The following is a 22,978-nucleotide window of genomic DNA, read 5'->3' on the forward strand; positions in this document are numbered from 1 at the left end:
TTATTGGCCCTTTACTGCTATTAGACGGATTGGGAATTGGAATGACGTGCCTGTGTCACGCTCTACTTTGTCAGAATAAATTTCAACAAAGCTTACGTGGCCACGGTCAGCGCCCCTCGCTGCAATCACTGCAAATTGAAGTGCACCTTCGTAGTTAGCAGGAGAGTAATTATTAAATGTGAAATCACTTAGCCAAATAGCACCTGAATTAGCATCTGGGCTGCCTTTACCCTGTTGAGGGAAGTAAGCTGTCGTCATACCATAGACATTGCCGTCGGCATCTTTCTCTGTCTCACCTAAGTCTAGAACATCGTAGAACTCTTGGTATGTTGGTAGGCGCCAGTCACTAATGCCACATAGTGATTGCTTGTTTATATGTTCAACATATTGGCTTGTTGAACAGATGCCATCAGCAGCATCCACACAACCAACGACTTCAAGATCTTCGTAATACGGCTTAAATGTTTCAGACTCAAACGCAAATAGGCGATCTTTAAATTGAACCGAGCTCGCATCCGCACTCTTATTTTCCCAAACAAGACCAGTACGTTCGTCCATAGTACAAGCCCACTCAGTCGCATCTGCAGCTAAAGCTGCACCTTGTGAATCTAGCTTAACGAACTTAAAGCCAGCGCCTGTCGACGTTTGCTTGTCTTCTTTGTCGAAGCCGTATTCTGCATCTTGACCAGGGTAAGACGCTTGAACCTCAGCAACGTCTGCTGCTCCTTCAGCAAAATAAAGAACGGCGCCCGTATCGTTACTACCAACCGTTTGTTCAGCAACCGCTACAATTTCTTCAGCAAATGCACTTACTTCCGCTTCAGACAGAAGATCAGAGGCCAACGATTTACCTTGAAAGCTAAGATTTTGAGCAAGCAGCGCTACGCCTTTGATCATTTGCTTTGGTTGCATCGCAGCTAATAGCACAACCGTGTTTTGCTCTAGCTTGTCTAGCTCGCTAGCTTCTGCGTTAGACATCACCGTACCAGAAAGAGAAACGCCGGCATCGGCGAGTTGCGCTTTCACAATCTCTTCAGCTTGAGCAACGGTTTTACCGTCAATTACAAGACCCGCGAGCAACGTTGTTACACCATTGACCGTGTTACCCGTTGCTAAATTTTGACCCGGAGCCGCAAGACGCAACGTTTGGTTTGAACCTTGATCAACTTGAGCAAGAATGGTGCTGGTTAGTACGTTTTTGTCGCTTGAAGTCAGGCTAAATTTACCGGCATTATCCGTTTTAGCACTCGGTTCAGTGGAATCACAGACGTAGTTTTGGTTTAAATCGATACATACTGGCGTATCAAGAAGTGTACCTGCAGAAACGATGGTGCCAGCTACATCATAGGTCGGTGCCGACGTGTCACCACCAGAACCTCCGCCACAGCCAGCTAGGGCTAGTGACATAGCAACGAAAGAATATTGAAACTTCATAGATTTTATCTTCTTTTGATTTTAATTAACGAGAGCGAATCACTCTCACCATTGAAAGCAGGAAAAGTCCTAACAAGGTCCAAGGCGAACCACTGCCACCTGAACCACCGCCACTGCTTTCTTTAGTGGTATCAGCACTACACTGATACTGAGCAAAGTGACTCACACCCCACTCTTTCAACACCCCAGAGTTCCCTGACACGCGGTCAGACACTTCGAGACGCCAAGTACCCCAACTCGGTTGACCGACAAGTGCTTGTAACTCCTCGTCATACTGAGCGGTGAAGTAACCTTTAAATCCTTTGGTATTGCTTGATTGATGGCTAAGTAGCACGACCGATTTGCCTTGTGGAGACACTAGCGTCACTTGCAGATCTTGCAGTGAGTCATGTTCGATGTTCAGGTAAACCGCAAACGAATCATCAATCGTGCGTGACTTGTCCGATAGCGTCTGAGAGAACAGTCTGTCGCCCTGTTCCGGCAAAGCGGAGTTCACTGGTTGAGGCTGGATATCGAGCTCTGGCGTACCATTAACCAGCATCACCTTTTCACTCCACTGGTGAGTCTTTAGGCCTTCAGAAAATTGATAATCCAATGAAATAGAGGAATCGAATTGCGTGCCACATGTTAGACCGCTTGGTAACGCCACCTTCATTGAGGTCGAGTCAGAAAGCGTTTCATCAAAGTCGAAAACAGATGCGTTGTTTAGCTGCCATTGCCCTTTGATGCTCGCTTCACGGCCAGTTTGGCTCAGGCTCAAACCAACGTCTTGACCTTGTGCGATGTATCGAGCGTCATAGCGAACACGAAGAGGCGCTTTAAGTAAGTTGTGTCTGTTGAAGCTGTCCGTCAGGAGTTGGGCGTAGTTTTTATTTGGGAACAAGGTGTTTGCGGCAAACACGGTCGATTCCGCCAGATCATGCATTTTCACGCCACGACCAATGCCGTACATACCTTCAAGTACAATGGCGTCAAACTCGCGGAACACGTTATCGGTATCATCACCGTATCGTTCAACCGATGCTTTAAGCGCTTGAAACAGCGGCGTTGACCATAGCTCGTCACCTAGTTCACCGCCCACACTGACGTGCGCTGGATACTCTGAGCTCTCGAAGTAACGTGCTCTTTGGTTCCATAAGCTACGAGTTGTTTTGCGTGTTCCGAACACACCGTCCCAGTTGAACACCGTATCTAACTCGAATTCTTGACCACGACGCGAAGCATCCAAATATTGAATGCGGTAGCTCGCGCTGCCCGCCCAGTAATCAGCAAAACCCTCTGCGATAGCACCAGTGTGACCGTACGCCCAATCCGGTACGATTTGGTAATGAATGCCATGCCCAAGCTCGTGTATCACGACATCAGCATCGACTGCATCCGGAGAAACACCACCGACACCCAGCATGAGTGCTTTCGGACCGTAATAGTAAGTAGAGTTATCTTTTGATAAACCGCGAGCGTCAAAACGAAGCGGTTCGTCAAACAAGTCGTAAGTCAGGCTTGTCAGATATTGGATCGAGCTATCAAGATGATAAAAAGCCATCAACTGTGGGAACGCATTGTCACCAAACTCGGTGCTTTGCATCTCATCAACACTGTCAAATGCTTGAACCCCTTCTGCGCTGAGGAAGTCCAACGTATCGAGTACAGGCGCTTCACCAGGTGCTGGGGCTGCAAATAAACCCGTCGCATCCACTTGCTTTAATCTTGGGTTAGAGAGGTAGAACTTACCGCCGGACTTTAAAACCTCAATCGACTTGGTGACGTACTCGATCGGCTGAGGGTAATCAGACAGTGCTGACCACGTCGATTCTGGTGCCGCTTGCTGTTGCATGGTGCGAAGATCTGGGTTGAATAAAGCAACCTCAACATTAACCAGACTTCCAGAGCTCAAAGCAGGTGGCTCTTGTGCTTGCAGTTGGCGAGGTGATTCCAATTCCATTGCAACCGTTGGTTTACCGTTGCGAATGATCGTATCTTCAAGGCTCTTAAACACTCGCACAACGTGATGATTTTTATCAGTTGTTACTACTAAGGTGCGCTGTGCTTGATATTCACCGTTTACCCAAACATCAAAATTGTAATGCTCACCAAGCTGAGACTGGGTTTTGTAACGGAACTTAAACTCACCCGCTTCTGAGTAGTGGCTGTCTAGATAAGTTTTCGCTTGCGCTTCATTGGTCACCACAGAATCCGTTGAGGGATAATCCCACTCTGCAGCCAGCGCCGCAGGGGTACATGCAATAAGCAGTGAAAACGCCAATGGTTTTAGCTTCATGATTTCGTCCTAGAATTCGTATTTTGCAGTCAGCGTGAAGTAGCGCCCTGGCTCAGTTGAGTAACGCTTACTTTCCTCAGCGATACCCGCTACGTCTTGGTATCGGATGTATTCTTTGTCGAACAGGTTGATGATGTTTGCGCTAACACGAAGGTCTTTGGAAACGTGGTAAGTTGCGCCAATATCAAACGTATTCCACGCACTTGTCTGCGCGCAATCTGTCGCTAGGCCAAGCGTGGTCTGGCATTTAGGAACGCGATCCATTGCCGCGGCCCAGTTCCAAGTCACGTAAGCATTGAAGTCTTGGTTGGCGTATTTCAGTTGAGCGTTACCTTCGAATGGCGTAATGCTTCGAACGTATTCACCTTCCGCGTCTTTGCCATCTACGTAACCAAACTTGGTGCTGATGTTCCATCGCTTAGTGATCGCGTAACCCGCAGAAAGCTCTGCACCATACGTCTCGACACCATCGAGGTTTTGGTATTGTTTAATGTAATTACCATTGCTTGAGTCAAAGCCCGTGGTCACAACGTCGATGAAGTTTTCAAACTTGTTGTAGAACAAAGACGCATAGACATACGCACGACCGTTATCGAACTTGTTACCGATTTCAAATGAGTCGGAAGTTTCAGCCTCTAGATCCATGTTTGGTGCAATGACAAACGGCGTGAGCGGCACAAAGTCGTGGCTTACGAAGCCATACGCTTTATCGTATTCCGGAGCACGGTAACCATGGTTATAAGATACATAAGCAATGTTGTTGGCAAATACTTCACGAGAAACCGACAGACTTGGAGATACCTCTGAGCTATCCATATCTTTTAATGGGAAGCCGCCCACTTCACCCGCACCGTCTGGCGTGAGACGGTGCGCATCAAAGCGTAGGCCACCTGTGATGGTCCATTTATCCAGTTCCACCATGTCTCGAACATACAAGCCAATGTTATAAGCACGAGCAGGAGCGAAAGGTTGTTTGGTCGAAGGCGTTACCCCGTTCCAATCAATCTTGGAATCGCTATCTGTGCGCTCGTAATAGTCTGTAGAAAGCTCAACACCGTAAGCCAATTGGTGCTCAGCATTTGCTGCATAAATCGTATTGGTGAAATCGCCACGGAAGCCAATTGTTTCGTCAATGAAGGTTTTGTGTTCCAGCTCGCGACGCTTGGTGATCAAACCATTGTGATCCACTTGGCGCATTAAACGGTTGGTGTCTTCCACCACTTCGGTGTGACGCCAGTAAACTTTGGTATCCAACTCTTCGAACCAAGTTGGATTAATCGGAGTCACCTCTGCACCAATATAAGCGCTGTACTCTTCTGTGGTTTCATCCTCAGCAAAGTCTTCAATATGCCAAATTCCATCAGGTTGAATGGACGGTGAACCCTCCAAACGCTCTTGGTTCTGGGTGTAGAGTTCCGCTTTGGCTTTCAACATCACCTCTTCATTGAAAAAGTGGTTGATCGTATAAGCACCGCTGTAACCATCGAGGTCGCGGTTATACAAATCTTCATCAAAGTTACGTGTCTCTTGTCCTTGCCAGTATGAAACGTTAAACAAACTCTCTGTATCACCGGAACGAAAAGCTAGATTACTCGTGCCTTTGTACTTGTTGCTGATATCGGTGTAAGTACCGGAAACATCGGTGTAGAAGTCTTTGTCTTTTAAGAAATCACCCGGCTGACTGGATTCTAAAATCACCACACCGCCGATCGCGCCAGAGCCATGCACCGAAGAACTTGCCCCTTTAATGATTTGCAGCGATTCAAAATTGGATAAATCAAAAGTATCTCTCCCAACTGCATCATTAATGTCATTCGCACCGAAGCCATCCGCAGAACGAATACCATCACGAACGATCATAATGCGGTTCCCCGTCATACCACGGATGGTAATGTTTTGCGGACGTCCTGCACCGCCCGTCACACTTACACCAGGTTCGTTACGCAGCACGTCATATAGCTCGGTCTCGCCTCTTTCTTCGATTTGCTCGTTTGTGATAACCGCGACACTACCTGCCACTTTTGACAATGGCTGATCGATTTTATTGGCGGTTACCACCACCTCTTCCATTGAGAAAACCTTAGATTCGGCGTGCACTTGACTGGCAGCAAGTACCGAAAGTACTGCCGCTGACACTGGGGTAAGCTTCATTTACTGCTCCGCTTTAGATGTTTTAATGAGTGATAGTAGAAATGCGTATTCTTTTGCTTGTTGTTCTTGCGCTTGTCGTGGGTCCATTTGGTGGCCCGAATTAAAATCAGTTTGCAACAAGTACGGCCCGTTGCGCTCACTTAACGCTGAAACTTTAGCCAGATACTTTGCGCCTTCCCAATATGGCACGCGCTGATCAATTAAACCGACTTGAACCAACATGGGTGGGTAAGCGTTTTTATGGATATTGAGAATCGGATCGTACGCCTTCATTAACGCCAATTGTTCAGGTTTGGTTGGGTTACCCCATTCGCCATACTGCTGTGTGGTAAGCGGAAGTGAGGTATCCGACATACTTGCAACCACATCAACAAAAGGCACTTTAAGTACGACACCTGAAAACAATTTAGGATCTTGATTAACCGCTCCGGCCACCAACGTACCACCAGCACTAGAACCGATGGCGAAAACCTCTCTATTGCCACGTTCGAATGTTTGCAGCGCCTTCGCGGCCGCGACAAAATCACCAATAGAATTGGCTTTTCGCACACCACGGCCTTGCTCGTGCCATTCATCGCCAAAGTACCCACCGCCACGGACATGGGCGATAGCGTAAATCACACCTTGGTCGAGTAAACTGATAACCTGAGGCATAAAGTACGGTTTCATCGTAAAACCATACGCGCCGTAACCGTAAATCATCACAGGAGATTGTGGGTGCAATTTGTCTTTGCGATACGCCAAAGAGACCGGGACAGAAACGCCGTCGTGCTTAATAAAAATACGTTGGGATACATAACGCTGACTATCAAAGTCTTGGTAAGCATCTTGAGAGTACAAGGATTTATTCAGCGTTTTTACATCGAACTCTTCCCACTGAGGAGGCGTAGTCATCGACATGCTTCGGATACGAATTTTGTTTGATTCAAAATCGCCCAATGTGCTTAGCCAAGCGACATTACCATCGTGTTCCAATGGCAGTATCACTTTTTCCTGCCCTTGGTAAGAATACACCGTCAATGTCGACAAGTTGTTTGGCTTACTAAGTGCCACAACTCCTGCATCATAAAGGTAGAACTGTTCAAGCGGCTCACGAGGATTGGTAAAGCGTTGCCATGTTGCGCCAAGCGGTGCGAGTTCGGCTTGGTAAAGGGCGAACTTTCCTTCCAGGTTGCTTTTAAGATAAATGTAACCTTTCGCCACATCCGCGTAATATTCCACACCCACTTCAGGCTTTCGCAATGAATCTGAGACAGTGCCCGTTTCTAGGTCGACAAGCTTCTGCTCTGTTGTTGACTCGTTGTTGCTTTGCAGCACAGCATAACGGCTATCTGCCGCACGATAGAAAGAAAGTAACCAATCTGACTTGGGTTCATTCCATAGGACTGTTTTTGCCAAAGATTCAGTGGAGATACGTAAGATCTGATGAGGTCGCTGGGTGCGCTTTTCTTTTGCAACGAGGAATGCCACTTTCCCGTTAGGTGACAACAATACGCCACTATCGACGTGCGTCGCCAGTTCCGTAGATTGACCGGAGAGTAAATCAACAACCACAGCACGATATTGTTCGCTGCCGTCGATATCTTCCGTGAAAAGGAGCGTGTCACCATTCACTTGCCATTGACCAAGTTGGTAGTACTGATGCGCAGATTGTCGTTCATCGAAATCGAACACCACGTTTTCTGGTGCATGTTGACTCGCACGGGATAACAGTAAGTAACGACCATCGCGACGCGTTAGCGTCCACTCTCTTCCACTCACGATCGACCATGGCTTATCACCTTTGTCTGCCACCATGGTATCCCACTGCGTGAGTAGGTTTTTTGTCAACGTCTGATAACTTTTTTGGTGCTGTTCAGTTTTGTGGTTTTGTTCTGTTAGGTAGGTAAGAACTCGCTCATCTTTACGAGCATCATCTCGAAGCCAGTTGAAATCATCAGCAGCAAAGCCAGAACTAGAGGTAATTATGAGCCCTAAAAAAACATGAGTAAATTTCATATAGAGAGCGAATTCATTTATAGGATTAATACAATGGCGCGTATTCTGCCCTTAAATAAAAATGAGATCAATTATCATTTTCATGATCATGTAAGATTTTTATCTAGTGTGTGAGGAAAAACGTTTGCTTTGACCGAGGTTATAAAACTTAATAACTTCCTAAATTAGCGTTCTATGCTGTTTATATACAACCAGACAGATATAAAAGCTGACTAACGAGTGAGTATGGAAAGACGCTATTTCACCTAGCGACAGACATAAAAAATCCGAGTGCGAACACTCGGATTTTTAAGAACTAAAATCAATGGGAAACTACAGCAGCTTTTACTCTTCAGAGCTCGGTGCCGCTGGTTTTTTCTTAGGGATGAAGACATCATCACCCACAGATACGTTTTTGTAGAAGCTCTTGTCACGCTTAGCTGGTTTTTTCGCCGATTTTTTCGCTTGAGGGCGAGCTTTCTTTGCGGTCGCTTTCTTATTGCGGAAATCTGGTTTAGGTGGCTTAAGGCCTTTAAACTTACCTTTCAAATCTTCGAACAATGAAAACTCAAGATCTTGTTGTAGGTATGCTTCTACACGTTTAAAGCTATCCCAGTCTTTTGGACCAACAAGAGAGATTGCATCCCCTTTGTTTCCAGCACGACCAGTACGACCAACTCGGTGTACGTATTCTTCGGTATGCTTTGGCATATCGAAGTTGATGACGTGTGTCACAGTTGCAATATCCAAACCGCGGGAAGCAACATCAGTCGTTACAAGGATCTTAAATACTGCGCGCTCAAACTGACTCATAATGGTGTTACGTTGAGTCTGGTTCAAGTTACCACTTAGTGCTACAGCCTTCAGTTTCTTTTCGTTCAGCTTTTCTGTTAGTCGCTCAGTATCATCACGCGTTGCCGTAAAGATAATAACTTGACGGTATTCAGCCTCAGAAAGAACACGATCTAAAATTGCCTCTTTATGATCTAGGTGATCACACAAGTAAAATTTTTGCGTGATATCTTTATGTTCTTCGTTAGAAACGCCGATAGCAATTCGCTTTGGCGCATTGAGCATTTCAGCCGCGATTTCATTGACGTCTGCATGATCTAATGTCGCAGAGAACATCAACGTTTGACGACGACGATGCTTGGCTGCTTTATGAATGCGACGAAGCTCTGGTGCAAAGCCCAAATCCAACATACGGTCTGCTTCGTCCAGAATTAGCGTTTCCAAACCATCCAGATAAAGCGAACGGTGCTCTAAGTGATCAGCCAAACGTCCTGGTGTCGCCACGATAAATTTCGGGTAACGACGCAGAGCTTTTACCTGATCGTTAAAGTTCTCACCACCCAAAATCAGTGCTGCTTCATAAGATAGGCCAGCTAGCATAGAACGAAGCTCACCATATACTTGTTTCGCTAGCTCACGAGTAGGAGCAAGGATTACCGCGCGAGGGTCTTTCGCAGAAAACGATTTTGTCTTTAAAGACTTATGAAGCATTGGCAATACAAACGCCAAAGTCTTGCCCGAACCTGTTTTCGAAGATGCCAATAGATCCTTGCCTGCAATCGCAACAGGAATCGCCTGCTGCTGAATGTCAGTCGCTTTTTTAAAATCGTAGTGTTTTAGGTTCTTCAACAATCGGTTGTCTAGGCCTAGATCTTTAAATTGCAAAGTATTCTCCAATAAATCAGTCAGCGTCTGAGCGCTCTGTAGTGTCGTTTCCGCTCTAACGCAGCAAAAAAATAAAGCTCGGTATAATACCGCAAATCATAGGAGTATAGATAGAGATCACACAAACTAATTCCCTGTGGTAACGGTAAAACATCATTTGTGGCTCAGTTCAGAGTAAAGACTAGCCTTTTTGATGAGCAGCTGGACAGGAAGTTTAGAGAAAAGCCGTTCAAATATGCCTTCTATCCATCAACAAAACGACTTAAATAGCAGTTATTTGGGCCAATAAACTTTCATTTGTGTCAATATCGTCTAAATTATTGATATCAGGAACGTGGCAAATACACCTGCTATGAAAACTGTTGTGAGAACGAAATAAAGGATAGGTAGTTAAACTTTGTTAAGTTCAGGTAAAAGTTGACGTCAGGTACTCCATGAAATTCTTGGGTTTTTTTGACTTTTGCTACATCATGTACTGATAAAATGTAACCACATTTAACCTCGCTACTGTATAAAATAATAGCTAGTGGCGAGACTTTCACTATAAGCAAGGAGTTCTTATATGAACAAAACGTTGATCGCAGCTGCAGCAACTTCAGTACTTCTACTAGCCGGTTGTGCTTCTTCTGATGACGCAGCTACAGCAAATGCAGCAAAATTAGACGAACTAAGCAACCAAGTTAGCCAACTAAGCCAAGACGTACAAGCTCTTCAATCTGACGTTCAAAAATCAGGCGCAGCAGCAATGGCTGCTCAAGAAGAAGCTGAGCGTGCTAACGAGCGTATCGATAACATCGCTCAGTCTTACACTAAGTAAGATTTGATACCGCGTCTTAACGCCCGTTAAGGCGCGGTTATTTCGACGGGAACCCCATTCTGTGCAGCGATTGCTGCTTTAGCCTTCACGTTTTTCATACCGAATTCATCCAGCCACCACTTTAACTCTTTCGGCACTTTGAGTTCATCTTTCTCGCCATTACTACGAGTCAAAGGCTCATGTGCTTCTAAGAACACACTTCTGTCAGGCTCAAGTGTCATTTTGATAGGCTGGTTAATGATGTTAACGTCTTCGCCGTTACGAACCTTGTCAAATAACCACTCAATGTCACTTGGGTCCATACGAATACAACCCGCGCTGACTCGCATACCAATCCCAAAGTCCTTGTTGGTACCATGAATTAGGTATTCGCCATTCCCGTAAGCTAAACGCAATGCAAACATACCAAGTGGATTATCAGGCCCCGCAGGAACAACGGCTGGTAGGTCAATGCCCTTTGCTTTGTACTCGGCACGAATAGAGGCTGGAGGAGTCCATGTAGGGTTCGGTCGTTTTTGGCTGATACGCGTTGTCATTACTGGGGTATCGCGCCCTATTCGGCCAATTCCGACAGGAAATACATGGACAATATTCTCTCCTTTCGGAAAGTAATATAAGCGCAGCTCGGCTAGATTAATAACGATACCTTTATAAGGTACGTCTGGGAGGATTAGCTGTGTCGGAATAGTAAGAACATGCCCCTCTTCTGGTAAGAAGGGATCCACGCCTTTGTTTGCGGCCATTAAACCTAGCATACCCACATCGTAGAGCTTAGCGATATTTGCCATGGTTTCGCCTTCTTGCACGACGTGGTTTTCAAGGCGACCAATTAAACGGCTTCCATCCTCTGGTAATTCGTACATCTTAGCGAATGATAGACCACTCACTAAAGATAACGACACAGATAGCAGGGTACGTTTTGCGAAACTCATTGATCGCTTTTTGCTAAGCATTTCACTCTATTCCTTGGCACTTTTAAAGAGCTGTAAGGTTATCTCTCTTTCTGTCTTGTGATCAACCATCGGCTTGTGATATTCCAGTAAAGAAAAGCCCTCCCAAGTCCAAGGTTTATGGATGTATTTGTTCGGTACACTTTTGATTTCTGGTACCCAGTGGCGCACAAATTCACCATTAGCATCGAACTTTTCGCCTTGGCTTATCGGGTTGAAAATACGAAAGTATGGCTGCCCGTCACAGCCCGTAGAAGCAGACCATTGCCAGCCACCATTGTTCGCTGCAAAATCGCCGTCCACCAGCTTACTCATGAAGTACGCTTCTCCCCATCGCCAATCAATATGTAAGTCCTTGGTAAGAAAGCTCGCGACAATCATACGTAATCGGTTGTGCATCCAGCCTGTTTGATTGAGCTGACGCATTGCTGCATCAACGATTGGGTATCCTGTTGTTCCTGTCTTCCATCGCTCAAAGGCTTTCTCATCATAGGACCACTGGATTTTATCCTCCCAATCGATAAATCCTTTGCCTTTGACGAGTTTTGGTTCGAAAACCAATAGGTGCTGATAAAACTCACGCCAAATGATCTCACTTAGCCAAGTTGCTTTCCCTTCTGTAAGGTCATTTTGTTGATTTTCAGCATACAAACGAGCAATACACTGCCTTGGTGATAGTGCGCCAATCGCAAGGTATGGAGACAGTTGGCTAGTGCCATCAATAGCTGGAAAGTCTCGCTCGCTTTGATACGCGTCACTGCGCTCCCGTGCAAATTCCCTAAGCTGCTTCAAAATATCATTAGTCGAAGCCAGCCAGTCTTCACTGGATTCTCGAGGATAGCTAAATGTGAAGCTTGAATTAAATCGAGCCGACTCTAATTGTTCGAGTACCTTTTTATTGAGTGGCGCTTGCTCGTGAGGTTTTACTACCGTCGGCATATGGAACTGCGTTAACCAAGCACGCTTGAATGGCGTAAATACCTTAAAATATTCGCCTTGCTTATTAAGAACCGTCGTTGGCGCGTGCACACATTTGTCATGAAACAGTTCAAATTCGATATCGTGAGAAGCTAACGCTTCACTTACTTGTGTATCGAGCTCTCGTTCGTTCACCTCATAGTGAATGTTTGCCATGACAGACGTGGCTTCAAGTGTTTCCGCCCACCCACTAATCACATCTGTACAATCGGAAAACGACGGCACCTCTTTGTACAAAAAAGGAATATTAAGGCTTTCAAGCTCCTCGTTAAGACAAGCTAAGCGACGAGCAATGAGGTCTGCCTGCATCGGCGCCATGTGATGCTCCCGCCACTGCTCTGGCGTCGCGATAAAGCAAGCGACGACAGGCTGACCTGAATCCAATGCCGCTTTGAGTGCCGTGTGGTCTAACGTACGCAAGTCACGTCGAAACCATACTAAAATCATGGTAGCTCCTATCTTTTGTCTACTAAGTTAGGTGTAATTTCTCTATCACTTCAGAGCACCCCATCCGATCACCTAGCTGTGCGTGAAGCATTTTGATGGACGCTACTTGTTTAGCAGCTAGTGCTTTATTGGAGAAAAGGTAGATAAACGAACCATTTTCAATGACCTCGTGATCTAGTAGACCAGAAACATCATCAACCTTATCGATCAAAGTCGTGTGATACCCTTGTTCACAAAGCTTCGCTGCTTGAATCCAACTCTCAGATTCTCTGTTTTGTTCAAAGCTAATGAGCAGACACTTTCCTTTGGAAGCGGCTTTGTTTTCAGAATCGATAACAAGGGCAAGACGAGTGATCAAACAAGTCTGAAATAACCCCACCTGCAAGGATCGCAACGATCCTTTTACCATATCTAGCGCATCAAATACTGGGCTAATAAACTGATCAATAACGAGTTTTAGTGGGTACTCTTTAAGAACAGAGGCAAGTAAACTCTCTGCTTTTCCTCGATTCAGGGTAGACAGCGCAAGCAGCATGTTTTCAACTTCTTCGAGTGTGCGAACCTCGTTTTTGACTTCGACATCGGCGCTTTTTCCTAGCAGCCCCTTCACTTTACCAATCGAAATCCCCTTCGCGAGCCAACTCTGGACTTCGCGAATCGTATCGAGATCTTGCTGGCGATAGAGTCTGTGTCCTTTTTCAGTTCGCTGAGGCTGGATCAAGTTGTATCTTCGTTGCCAAGCTCTCAGCGTAACTGGTTTTACACCCGTGATTTCTGCGACATCTCGGATCGCGTATAGTTTTTCTTCTGAACTACAAACCATAGCGTAATCTCATCTCCTGCGGATACGGTTCTAAAAACTTCTGTTTTGATAAATACTCGTCTGGGTAAGTATTTAAGTAATGCTTAATCAACGTAAGTGGTGCTAGCAGAGGCAGCATTCCAATACGGTAGTCGTGAATCACTGTCGCTAACTCTTCTTTTTCTTCTTTAGTTAGTGAGCGTTTGAAGTACCCTTGTAAATGCATCAACACATTTGTGTTATTTTTGCGGCTAGCCCGATTCGTTAACGCCTTCATCAGTCCTAAACGATACTCTTGGTAAAAGTCTTCAATTTCATAATTAGCGACATCGGCAACTAAGCGGCCAAGGGATCGGTATGACTCTGGGTGGTGTGCCATTAACGTCAGTTTGTAGCGCGAATGAAAGTCGATGATTTTGCCACGAGTAGGCTCACCATCCATCGAGTCGTAAAAGTCATTTAGACAAAATACTCGAGTAATAAAATTTTCTTTCAATACAGGGTCGTTAAGTCTGCCATCCTCTTCAACAGGCAACCAAGGCATTTTTTGCATCAATGTTTGTGTATACAAGCCAACACCTTCTTTCGCAGCACTGTTCTTGCTGTAAACCTTGACTCGCTCCATGCCACAAGTTGGTGACTTGGCACAAACGATGTAACCACAAAGCTGCTCGCTTTGAAGTTCATCTACTTTATTGGCCGAGTAAGTGAGCATATTGTCGGTATGATCATTTTCTGGATTTTTGGTTTCAACCAATGCAACACGCTCTTCATTAGAAACAAGACGAATTGTTGGACGGGGTACTGGCATACCTACGCCGACTTCAGGGCATACCGAAACAAAGTCAAAATACGGGCTGAGCTCTTTAGTCACAAAGTTGCTCACCTTATGACCAGAGTCAAAACGCACTCGTTCACCCAAAACACACGAACTGATACCTACTTTGATTGAAGATTCCATGATGACGCATCCCTATACAAAAAGTTTTGTTGTATAACTTATAGCAAGCCTTTCCAGATTGTACAAGAAAATAAGTTGTACAATTTAATCGTTTTACTTCACTCGAAAGTATTTCGATCAACCAGCTTTCAGAAAAAAGTTTGGCCCAAAAACAAAGAATTTGTGCGCGCAATCGACAAACTGCTCAAAAGCAAATCGATTGCTCTTTTGGTTTCAACAGATTTAGTTATCAATAGGAGTTGCAGTTTCTAAATACGTGGTTTTTGTGACTAAGCTCTCAAGGGGCTACTGTACGTCCCGATATTATTGCCTCAACGAAAACGAACAAGTTCAACAGAATTGGTAATAGCGTTCTATAATAGAGGCGTTTTATCAAAACAAAACTTTGGAGAGCACTTATGGCAACCCCACACATTAACGCACAACCAGGTGATTTCGCTGAAACAGTTCTGATGCCAGGCGACCCGTTGCGCGCTAAATACATCGCTGAAACGTTCCTAGAAGATGTGAAACAAGTTTGTGACGTTCGCAACATGTTCGGCTTTACTGGCACTTACAAAGGCAAAAAAGTTTCTGTAATGGGCCACGGCATGGGTATCCCGTCTTGCTGTATCTACGTACACGAGCTAATCGCTGAATACGGCGTGAAAAACGTTATCCGTGTAGGTAGCTGTGGTGCAGTACGTGACGACGTGAAACTAATGGACGTTGTTATCGGTATGGGTGCTTCTACAGACTCTAAAGTTAACCGTATCCGTTTCAACAACCACGATTTCGCAGCAATCGCTGATTACGGTCTTCTAGAAGAAGCAGTTAACCAAGCGCGCGCTCAGGAAGTGCCTGTAAAAGTAGGTAACGTATTCTCTGCAGACCTGTTCTACACACCAGAAGCAGACATCTTCGAGAAGATGGAAAAACTAGGCATCCTAGGTGTAGACATGGAAGCGGCTGGTATCTACGGCGTAGCAGCTGACCTAGGCGCGAAAGCACTGACTATCCTGACAGTTTCTGACCACATCATCCGTGGTGAAAAACTAAGCTCAGAAGAGCGTCAGAAGTCGTTCAACGACATGATGAAAGTTGCACTAGAAACTGCAATCAACATCTAAGAACAAATAGTAAGTAATAATTTGCAGCCAGAGTTATGCTGGCTGCCCGAATTATCCCGAGGGGGCGATTGTGTCTAACGGCGAACTGCCAAAAGACGCAGATGGGTTACAACTCAACTTTTGTAAAACATTGGCGTGTGACAACTTTGGATTGAGTGATGCAAAGCGTTACGTTCTGCAACATGCGAACCCTAAGCGTCCGGCGATGGTATGCCGTGAATGTGGAGCTTTCCCCCCCTTACTTAATAATCGCGATGTCGTGAACGAACTTCATCGCCTGCGGCACGTCCACAGTGACGGGTTGCCTGCTTGCCGTAATGATGATTGCGACAACTTTGGACTTTCTGTCCACACTCACAAACACCTCTATCACGCTTTCGGTTACAGTGGCGATCGCCAACGTTACCGCTGTAAAGTGTGTCAAAGTACCTTTGTCGACAAGTGGTCTGGTGCCAACAAGAAGCTTCAATTTCAAGAGAACTTGATGGGTTTATTGTTTACGGGATATTCCGTACGAGAAATCTGCCGCAAGCTTAGTATTAACCCAAAAACCTTTTACGATCATGTTGACCATATAGCTAGCCGCTGCCGCCGCAAGCTGGCAACCATTGATGCGCGCTGGGTAAACCACGCAACGTATTATGAATTGGCCTCAAACTATATTGCATTGCAACCGAACAGCAATAATGGTGTGTATTGGATTGTTTCTGGCGAAGCGCATTCTGGCTATATTCTTTGCCAGCACGTCAATTATTCCGCTGATGAAGAGCCAATCGCAACGCTCGATCATAATCCTTACGATGAGGTGTCTCGTTTTGTTTCCCAGGAGTATGTAGCGGAAGCAAGTGAGCCGCTTGCGGAACCTTCTTATCACCTCAGAGAGCGAATTGACCAAAAATACCAAACAATTTTGGCTCGCGGTAACGTAGAAGACCCTCTTGGTAATCTATCTGTATTTCATTACCCTTCAAAAGGGGCATTAGTCCGTCCGCCATACACCTCGTATGCACACTATTTGCACGTACTTGATATGTGCTGCCCAAACAAACGTGTATCTCTATACATGCCTCAAGATCCCCTACTACGTTCAGCTGCACTGAGCGTTTGTTTACCTCGTATTAAAGAGAAAAGTGTCGACTTGATGTACGTAGAAGAGGACGCTAGTTGGGACATGAGCACTCCCTTTGGCAAAGTCGATATCGCCTATATGAGTTGGTGGCGCGATCGTTGGGCAATCTCTAGTCAAAACGAAAACCACAAAGGCATTTGCTACCTCGCTGGCGATCAAAATGAGCCTGAAAAATGGTTTAACGTTGCGACAACTCGTCATGTGAAGTTTTATCAAAACCGCTTTCAGATTCTTTTCGAAAGCTTCATTAACGAGCCACGTCGCAAATTACGACCTGCTGGTATTTTACCTCTTTTAGATATATTCAGAGCTTGGCATAATTTGTGCTATCAGGATAAACAAGGTCTTACCGCTGCACAAAGGTTAGAAGTCTCTGATGCACCTTTGACAATCAAACAGCTCCTATCGTAGCTATTCTATTGGTAATTTAGATGTAGTAATTAGGGGTTGTAACGGTATACATTACGGCCCCTGATCGTTTACCAAAACGTTATCCGCATCGCTTTGGTAAAGAAACATGCATCTAACCACTTAATATTAGGTGTGATTTCCAGTTCGATAGTCATGGATGTGAACGTTGGATAAAAACCAAATTCAGCTAGAAGATGATCTCACTAAGCTTAAAGGCCAAATAAAATCGGCCCCTAAACATACCTTTAATATTGCGCAGCAATATCGTATCCGCGCGGAACAAATTTTATTTGTGGACGGAGAGATCAAAGCCTTACTCATCATGGCGCAATGCTGTTGGTGCCTAATGGATTACCGACAAGGCTTAAAACTCGTCAAAGACGCTTACAGCAAACAAACACAGCTTGAAACCGACGATCATCTCCCGGAAATTCTCCATCTTTTTGCTCTCCAATATTGGGGCCAAGCAAAGTATTATTCCGCGCAACAATATTGGATTAATGCGCTCGAACAATCTGCTCTCGTTGATGATGTTGAAATTCAAATCGAATCTCTAATTGGGCTTGGTAATGTATGGCGCATCACTAATGAACACCAACTTGCCGCTTCAACTCATGAGTTAGCCGTTAAAGTGGCAAACAATGTTCGTATTGCTTGGTTAGAAGGTAAAGCGCGCATCTTATTAGCTTGGGACTATTACTTACTAAATAAGTTTGTCGAGATGCTTACGGTACTGGATGGAGCAACCGAAGTATTAAAAGATCATGATGATAGTACATGGCAAGCCGAGATCTGGGACTTTAAAGGGTTAGCACTGCTTGGACTAGAACGCCTTGATGCGGCCGAAGAAGCCACCCAAAAAGCCCACCAGCTCGCCATTGAGCATGACCTCGTTTGGATGAAAGCACACTCTTTTATTAGCCGAGCAAGACTTGAGCTTTTGCGCCAAAATACAGACAGCGCTGCCAAGTTGCTACTTGCAGCAGAAGAGTCTGCACTCAGTTTCGACCACGGTGAGCTACTCAGCCAAATTTGCTTCCAACAATCACGAGTCGCTGAAGAACAAGGTGACTTTGAGTCTGCGTTTAACGCGTTCAAGAAATACCGTAAGCACGCACTCAAAATGCTCAAAGAACAAACTCATCGAATCAGCATGGATAAAGCAAGAGGCTCTAAACGCCAACTAGAGCAGCGAGCACGTAAGCTGATCAATCATATTCGCTCTCAACACGAATACGACCCTGAAAAACAGTTCTCTAATGTCGTTTCTGAGACCTACTGGTGGGAACAGTTAGTTTTGTTTAAAACGGAGCTCAAACGCTCTAACCACGCCATCATTATGATTCAGCATTCAAACCCCGAAGTTCTCGATGTTTGTACCGAGCTCGTTCATGCATTGACAACCTCCAGCGACCTCATCTCGAGAATTTCCAGTAACAGGCTAGCAATGTTAATTGCAGAAAAAGGTCAAGCAGCAGAAGAGGTCTACCGCACTGTCCAAGCGATGTTAGACATCTATCCATGGAAGCGACGCGGAATCAAAGGCCCGAAACCGATACTGTATTTGCAAGATATCCTGACCTTCCCATTCACGTTAGAACAGCTCGAAGAAAGTTATATTGAGGTAATGAAGAATGGAACAACTGCTTAGCAAGGTGACTGACGCAGGTATCGATCCTTCTTCCGTTTCAGGTGAAGAAGCGATTACGCTATGGGAACACATAGGGTTACATATTGCGTCAACAAACCGAGAGAAAGCGCATTGCTATATCATTAGCGCCGAGTATCGAAGAGAGATCAAACAGCTCAACGACAGCATTAGTGAATTGAAACAAGCGCTTGAGTTGCTTGTTTTACCAGAGGATGTAGAAGATATTCTTTCTGTGAAAGCAAGCTTGAGTGAGCGTTTGGTTGAAGTAGGTGACTACAATGCGGCATTAACCGAGTATGTTGCTTCAACCAATATCGCCGTCGAGTACGGCTATATTGATGAGTACGTATTGGCCATTATTGGAATGGGTAATTTGTGCGATGCCCATGGGGATCACCAACGTGCATTACGTTATTATCAAAAAATAGATGCTATCGATCACGCTATTGGCAGTCGATCCCTACGCCTTCGTTACAAGCTGTACATGCTTGCCTGTTATATCAGCTTGAACCGTACCGCAGACGCCAAAGAACTATTGAGTGAATGTGAAGAACTGAGCATTCTCGTCAGTGATAAAAACCTCGCCGCACAAATTCACCTCTACCGAGCCAAATTACATCGTCTGCAAGAAGACTACCCCAATGCGTTGCTGGCTATTTCGAATGTTCAGTATACAACGGGTAGTGCCACGACATACTGGTTATCCACGATGGTCAAAATTGAGACTGCGTATTGTCTAAACGGTGTAGGGCACACTTCTTTAGCTAATTTAACGTTGGACTCCATCAGTAAAAGGATTCAAAAGCAACTATCTCCTATCGTTACTCAACATTTTTATAACGCGATGAGTCAAGTTTACGCCTCTCAAGGGTTGTATCAAGAAGCATTAAATTGTGAAAAAAAAGCGCATAGAATCGAATCTGATCTTGTAAAACATATTCCGATCGGTGAGTTAGGGTCTGCTCAACTACGCCGACTTTCACGCTTTGAGTTACAACTCAAACTCATTTTGTCAGAGCTAGAAAACAAAGAACTAAAAGAAACCACCAAGCAGCATAAAAATACTGTTGCTCAGCTACAGCAGGACGTCTTTACCGATCCACTTACGTCTTTACACAACCGACGCTGGTTAGAAGTTAAACTAAAAGATCTACTTCTGCACGATACTGCATTTGCATTGATGGTCATCGATATCGATCACTTCAAATCCATCAATGACGAACTAAGCCACTTGGTGGGCGACAAAGCGATCAAAAGTGTGTCACAGGAACTGGCGTCCTACTTCAGATTTAAAGGCGCATCGTGCGTACGATTTGGTGGTGAAGAGTTCCTCGTGATCCTTGAGAATACCCAACTGGAACGCGCAGAAATGCATGCCGAGAATTATCGTGAACGGATTTATCAATATGGTTGGGACGATATTCTTGGTGAGCGGGGGCTGACCGTATCCATAGGGATTACCTTGCATCGAGAAGGCGAGAATACTCAGCGAACTTTTTATCGTGCAGACAAAGCTCTTTATCGCGCCAAAGCCAATGGCAGAAACCAAGTCTGTACCGAACTTTAAACCATGCCCCGGTTGACACCTGGGGCTTTAGTATACTTTTTACTTATCCTTCCTATATCACTTCACTGCTTGTTTAAATAAGTACTCAGCAACACCTTAACTGCCAATAAACATCAGTGGATACTTACATCGCATAAACATAATTCCTACATAAAAACCGCTTGATTCATCTGTAGTTAAGACAAATACTTAAATTGTTAATTTACGTAGATTTTCCATTTCGCAATACGCACAGGTAGGTAAGATGTTTCTAGACTATTTTGCACTTGGGTTACTCATCTTCGTTGCTTTAGTGATCTTTTACGGAATCATTGTCATCCATGATATTCCATATGAAATCGCCAAAGAGAGAGAGCACCCGCACCAAGACGCAATTCACTACGCTGGCTGGGTCAGCCTTTTCACTTTGCATGCGCTGTGGCCATTTTTATGGATCTGGGCAACATTATGGCGCAAGGAACGCGGCTGGGGTTTTAAACAACTAGAACAAGAAACACACGACATTCATCACCGCCTTGAAGAACTCATCGATGAAGTCAACGAACTCAAAAACGAAGTATCGATGTTGAAACAACAAAAGATTCAGCAAAAGCCTTTGCCTGAACAAAGTAAAGAGGACGAATAATGGACTTATTGCTGATTCTGACTTACGCAGCTCTTTGTATTGCCATTTTTAAAATTTTCAATATTCCTCTAAACAAATGGACCGTTCCAACCGCCGTACTTGGCGGCGTAGTGTTAGTGGGCACACTCGTGCTGCTTATGAACTACAACCACCCATTTACTCAATTGGGTAACCAAGTGTTCCCGACTACGCCTATCGTCTCTGGCGTGCGTGGCCGCGTGGTGGAAGTGCCAGTCCAGGCCAACCAACCGCTCAAAACGGGCGATATTCTTTTCAAAATCGATCCTGTCCCTTTTGAAGCAGAAGTTGCTCGCCTGGAAGCGAAAGTTAAAGAAGCAAGCCAAGGTGCGTTGGGCTTAGAGTCTGATCTAAGAGAGGCAGAAGCTGCTGTATTGAAAGCACAAGCGGACAGAGATAAAGCACAAAGGGAATTTAGCCGATATCAAAGGGGCTTTGATCGTGGCGCGTTTACTGAACAAGATTTGGATACTCGACGCCAAGCGTATAAAGCGGCAGAAGCCATGTTAGACGTTGCGATTTTGCAACAAGAACAAGCGCAAATCGCTCTGGACTCTGAAATCGGAGGCGAAAATACCCAAGTCGCGCAACTTCTTGCCGAGCTGCGTAAAGCAGAGTTTAACCTAGAGCAAACCGTCGTTCGTGCGCCAACCGATGGTTACGTTACGCAATTGGCTTTGCGTCCTGGTGTTATGGCTGTGCCGTTGCCACTTGCCCCGGCAATGACCTTCGTACATACCGAAGACATTACGTACACCGCGGCATTCAGACAGAACTCATTACAACGCTTGAAGCCAGGCTTTGAAGCAGAATTTATGTTCCGCGCAATTCCGGGCAAAGTGTTCCGTGGCGAAGTCATTGACGTGATTCCAGCCATTGGTGAAAGCCAAATTCAAGCGCGAGGCGCTCTGCTTGGGACTGATGCCTTGCGCACGAGCGGACGTGTTTTTGCGAAGCTGAAAATTACCGACGACTTGAGTGGATACCACCTACCAATGGGTACTGCGGTTGAAGTTGCAGTTTATTCAGACAGCTTTACTCACGTATCAGTGATGCGCAAAGTGCTTATTCGTATGAAGAGCTGGCAGAACTATTTATACCTCGACCATTAATGAACATATAGCGCATTCATTTATTGGTAAAAATAACATCAAACCGTGTAATCAGGGGCTCACGATCAGCCCCTGATTCATTCTAGCCATCCAGATAGATAGCATTCCCACTTTTATTAATATTCTGTATAATACGCGCCTTATTTTTAATGCTTGCTAAAACCAAAGCCAGTCAAAGGGATGCGTGAATCAAATCACACATTTCCTGAAGAAAAATAGAGCAAACAATAAGCAGCTTGGTTGTTTTGAATATATGTTACACAATCAAATAACTAACGCTTTCCAACAATATAAATGAACGTTCTTTAAAATCGACTATTGAACTGAGGTTATCTATGAATCTTTCCGCTAAAACTGTTGTGGTTATTGCAATCGGTGCTGCTCTTTACGGTATCGGTGGCTTACCTATGTTTGGCATCCCTGTGTTTGCAAACACAACGCTAAAACCAGCAATGGCAGTATTAGCATTGTTCTCAGTACTATTTGGACCACTTGTTGGCTTCTTGGTTGGTTTTATTGGTCACTGGGTTACTGACCTATTTGCAGGTTGGGGCGTATGGCTCACTTGGGTACTTGGTTCAGGTATTGTTGGTTTGATTATCGGTCTATTCCCTTCTCTAACGCGCTACCGTTTGGAGAAAGGTGATTTCAATATGAAAGACTTCGCGTTATTCGTAGTACTTGCGCTATTAGGCAACGTATTTGGTTACGGTTGCTCTGCATTCCTCGACACGATTTTATACGCAGAACCGTTCACTAAAGTGTTTACCCAGCTTTCTATTATCGCGATCGGTAACACCATTCTTATTGCTATTGTTGGCTTCTTCATTCTTAAGTCTGTCGCTAAACGTAACAAGCAAAGCCGTAACTTAACAGAGGCTTAA

General features: G+C 45.0%; 17 protein-coding genes. 8 read left to right on the top strand and 9 right to left on the bottom strand.

Features of this window, described 5'->3' with window-relative positions:
* The 5 genes from N646_RS15825 to N646_RS15845 form a co-directional block, all read right to left on the bottom strand.
* Complete coding sequence (locus N646_RS15825; RefSeq protein ID WP_017820504.1) at positions 1-1,434, bottom strand: Lcl domain-containing protein; 1,434 nt, start codon at positions 1,432-1,434, stop codon at positions 1-3.
* A 25-nt stretch (positions 1,435-1,459) separates the two neighbouring features.
* The gene (locus N646_RS15830; RefSeq protein ID WP_017820505.1) at positions 1,460-3,712 is read right to left on the bottom strand and encodes a proprotein convertase P-domain-containing protein; all 2,253 of its coding nucleotides are present in this window, start codon (positions 3,710-3,712) and stop codon (positions 1,460-1,462) included.
* Between the two features lie 9 nt (positions 3,713-3,721).
* Complete coding sequence (locus tag N646_RS15835) at positions 3,722-5,863, bottom strand: TonB-dependent hemoglobin/transferrin/lactoferrin family receptor (RefSeq protein WP_017820506.1); 2,142 nt, start codon at positions 5,861-5,863, stop codon at positions 3,722-3,724.
* Complete coding sequence (locus tag N646_RS15840) at positions 5,864-7,861, bottom strand: prolyl oligopeptidase family serine peptidase (protein ID WP_017820507.1); 1,998 nt, start codon at positions 7,859-7,861, stop codon at positions 5,864-5,866.
* A 324-nt stretch (positions 7,862-8,185) separates the two neighbouring features.
* The gene (locus tag N646_RS15845) at positions 8,186-9,529 is read right to left on the bottom strand and encodes a DEAD/DEAH box helicase (RefSeq protein ID WP_017820508.1); all 1,344 of its coding nucleotides are present in this window, start codon (positions 9,527-9,529) and stop codon (positions 8,186-8,188) included.
* A gap of 550 nt (positions 9,530-10,079) precedes the next feature.
* On the opposite strand from N646_RS15845, the gene N646_RS15850 reads away from it, so the two are divergent.
* Positions 10,080-10,334 (top strand): Lpp/OprI family alanine-zipper lipoprotein, encoded by a 255-nt coding sequence (locus N646_RS15850; protein WP_005375145.1) that lies wholly within the window; start codon positions 10,080-10,082, stop codon positions 10,332-10,334.
* A 26-nt stretch (positions 10,335-10,360) separates the two neighbouring features.
* Here the strand turns inward: N646_RS15850 and N646_RS15855 are convergent, their stop codons facing one another.
* Genes N646_RS15855 through N646_RS15870 form a run of 4 tightly spaced genes read right to left on the bottom strand, consistent with a single transcriptional unit; the run spans position 10,361 to position 14,472 of the window.
* On the bottom strand, positions 10,361-11,287 hold the full coding sequence (locus N646_RS15855) for a L,D-transpeptidase family protein (RefSeq protein WP_017820509.1): 927 nt from the start codon (positions 11,285-11,287) through the stop codon (positions 10,361-10,363).
* 6 nt (positions 11,288-11,293) lie between these two features.
* Positions 11,294-12,709 carry a deoxyribodipyrimidine photo-lyase gene (gene phrB / locus N646_RS15860; RefSeq protein ID WP_005383934.1) on the bottom strand — a complete coding sequence of 472 codons (1,416 nt, stop codon included), beginning with the start codon at positions 12,707-12,709 and terminating at the stop codon, positions 11,294-11,296.
* Positions 12,710-12,731: 22 nt separating this feature from the next.
* Entirely contained in the window at positions 12,732-13,532 is an 801-nt protein-coding gene (locus tag N646_RS15865) for a MerR family transcriptional regulator (protein WP_005375142.1), read from the bottom strand.
* A complete protein-coding gene (locus N646_RS15870) occupies positions 13,522-14,472 on the bottom strand; it encodes a YbgA family protein (protein ID WP_005383935.1) in 951 nt (316 codons plus the stop codon). The genes N646_RS15865 and N646_RS15870 overlap by 11 nt, the downstream gene beginning before the upstream one ends.
* A gap of 398 nt (positions 14,473-14,870) precedes the next feature.
* Between N646_RS15870 and deoD the strand changes: the two genes are divergently transcribed.
* The 7 genes from deoD to N646_RS15905 all read left to right on the top strand — a co-directional run bounded on the left by deoD (position 14,871) and on the right by N646_RS15905 (position 22,978).
* Positions 14,871-15,581, top strand: coding sequence for a purine-nucleoside phosphorylase (gene deoD, locus N646_RS15875; RefSeq protein WP_005375140.1), 711 nt, complete (start codon positions 14,871-14,873; stop codon positions 15,579-15,581).
* Positions 15,582-15,651: 70 nt separating this feature from the next.
* Positions 15,652-17,121, top strand: a complete 1,470-nt coding sequence (locus tag N646_RS15880) for a lactate dehydrogenase (protein ID WP_017820510.1) — start codon at positions 15,652-15,654, stop codon at positions 17,119-17,121.
* A 166-nt stretch (positions 17,122-17,287) separates the two neighbouring features.
* The gene (locus tag N646_RS15885; protein ID WP_005375137.1) at positions 17,288-18,772 is read left to right on the top strand and encodes a tetratricopeptide repeat protein; all 1,485 of its coding nucleotides are present in this window, start codon (positions 17,288-17,290) and stop codon (positions 18,770-18,772) included.
* On the top strand, positions 18,756-20,339 hold the full coding sequence (locus N646_RS15890; RefSeq protein ID WP_017820511.1) for a GGDEF domain-containing protein: 1,584 nt from the start codon (positions 18,756-18,758) through the stop codon (positions 20,337-20,339). Before N646_RS15885 ends, N646_RS15890 begins: the two co-directional genes overlap by 17 nt.
* 244 nt (positions 20,340-20,583) lie before the next feature.
* Entirely contained in the window at positions 20,584-20,964 is a 381-nt protein-coding gene (locus N646_RS15895; protein WP_005375135.1) for a DUF3302 domain-containing protein, read from the top strand.
* Positions 20,964-22,094 carry an HlyD family secretion protein gene (locus N646_RS15900; RefSeq protein ID WP_005375134.1) on the top strand — a complete coding sequence of 377 codons (1,131 nt, stop codon included), beginning with the start codon at positions 20,964-20,966 and terminating at the stop codon, positions 22,092-22,094. The genes N646_RS15895 and N646_RS15900 overlap by 1 nt, the downstream gene beginning before the upstream one ends.
* 335 nt (positions 22,095-22,429) lie before the next feature.
* Positions 22,430-22,978: an ECF-type riboflavin transporter substrate-binding protein gene (locus tag N646_RS15905; protein WP_005375133.1), complete on the top strand. Its 549-nt coding sequence runs from the start codon at positions 22,430-22,432 to the stop codon at positions 22,976-22,978.

Origin of the sequence: Vibrio alginolyticus NBRC 15630 = ATCC 17749, assembly GCF_000354175.2 — a bacterium.
GTDB classification, from domain to species: domain Bacteria; phylum Pseudomonadota; class Gammaproteobacteria; order Enterobacterales; family Vibrionaceae; genus Vibrio; species Vibrio alginolyticus.

Coding starts and splice junctions, on each gene's coding strand:
- N646_RS15840 (WP_017820507.1), bottom strand. CDS start 7,861: ATGAAATTTACTCATGTTTTTTTAGGGCTCATAATTACCTCTAGTTCT.
- N646_RS15890 (WP_017820511.1), top strand. CDS start 18,756: ATGGAACAACTGCTTAGCAAGGTGACTGACGCAGGTATCGATCCTTCT.
- N646_RS15905 (WP_005375133.1), top strand. CDS start 22,430: ATGAATCTTTCCGCTAAAACTGTTGTGGTTATTGCAATCGGTGCTGCT.
- deoD (WP_005375140.1), top strand. CDS start 14,871: ATGGCAACCCCACACATTAACGCACAACCAGGTGATTTCGCTGAAACA.
- N646_RS15830 (WP_017820505.1), bottom strand. CDS start 3,712: ATGAAGCTAAAACCATTGGCGTTTTCACTGCTTATTGCATGTACCCCT.
- N646_RS15900 (WP_005375134.1), top strand. CDS start 20,964: ATGGACTTATTGCTGATTCTGACTTACGCAGCTCTTTGTATTGCCATT.
- N646_RS15855 (WP_017820509.1), bottom strand. CDS start 11,287: ATGCTTAGCAAAAAGCGATCAATGAGTTTCGCAAAACGTACCCTGCTA.
- N646_RS15825 (WP_017820504.1), bottom strand. CDS start 1,434: ATGAAGTTTCAATATTCTTTCGTTGCTATGTCACTAGCCCTAGCTGGC.
- phrB (WP_005383934.1), bottom strand. CDS start 12,709: ATGATTTTAGTATGGTTTCGACGTGACTTGCGTACGTTAGACCACACG.
- N646_RS15850 (WP_005375145.1), top strand. CDS start 10,080: ATGAACAAAACGTTGATCGCAGCTGCAGCAACTTCAGTACTTCTACTA.
- N646_RS15895 (WP_005375135.1), top strand. CDS start 20,584: ATGTTTCTAGACTATTTTGCACTTGGGTTACTCATCTTCGTTGCTTTA.
- N646_RS15870 (WP_005383935.1), bottom strand. CDS start 14,472: ATGGAATCTTCAATCAAAGTAGGTATCAGTTCGTGTGTTTTGGGTGAA.
- N646_RS15835 (WP_017820506.1), bottom strand. CDS start 5,863: ATGAAGCTTACCCCAGTGTCAGCGGCAGTACTTTCGGTACTTGCTGCC.
- N646_RS15865 (WP_005375142.1), bottom strand. CDS start 13,532: ATGGTTTGTAGTTCAGAAGAAAAACTATACGCGATCCGAGATGTCGCA.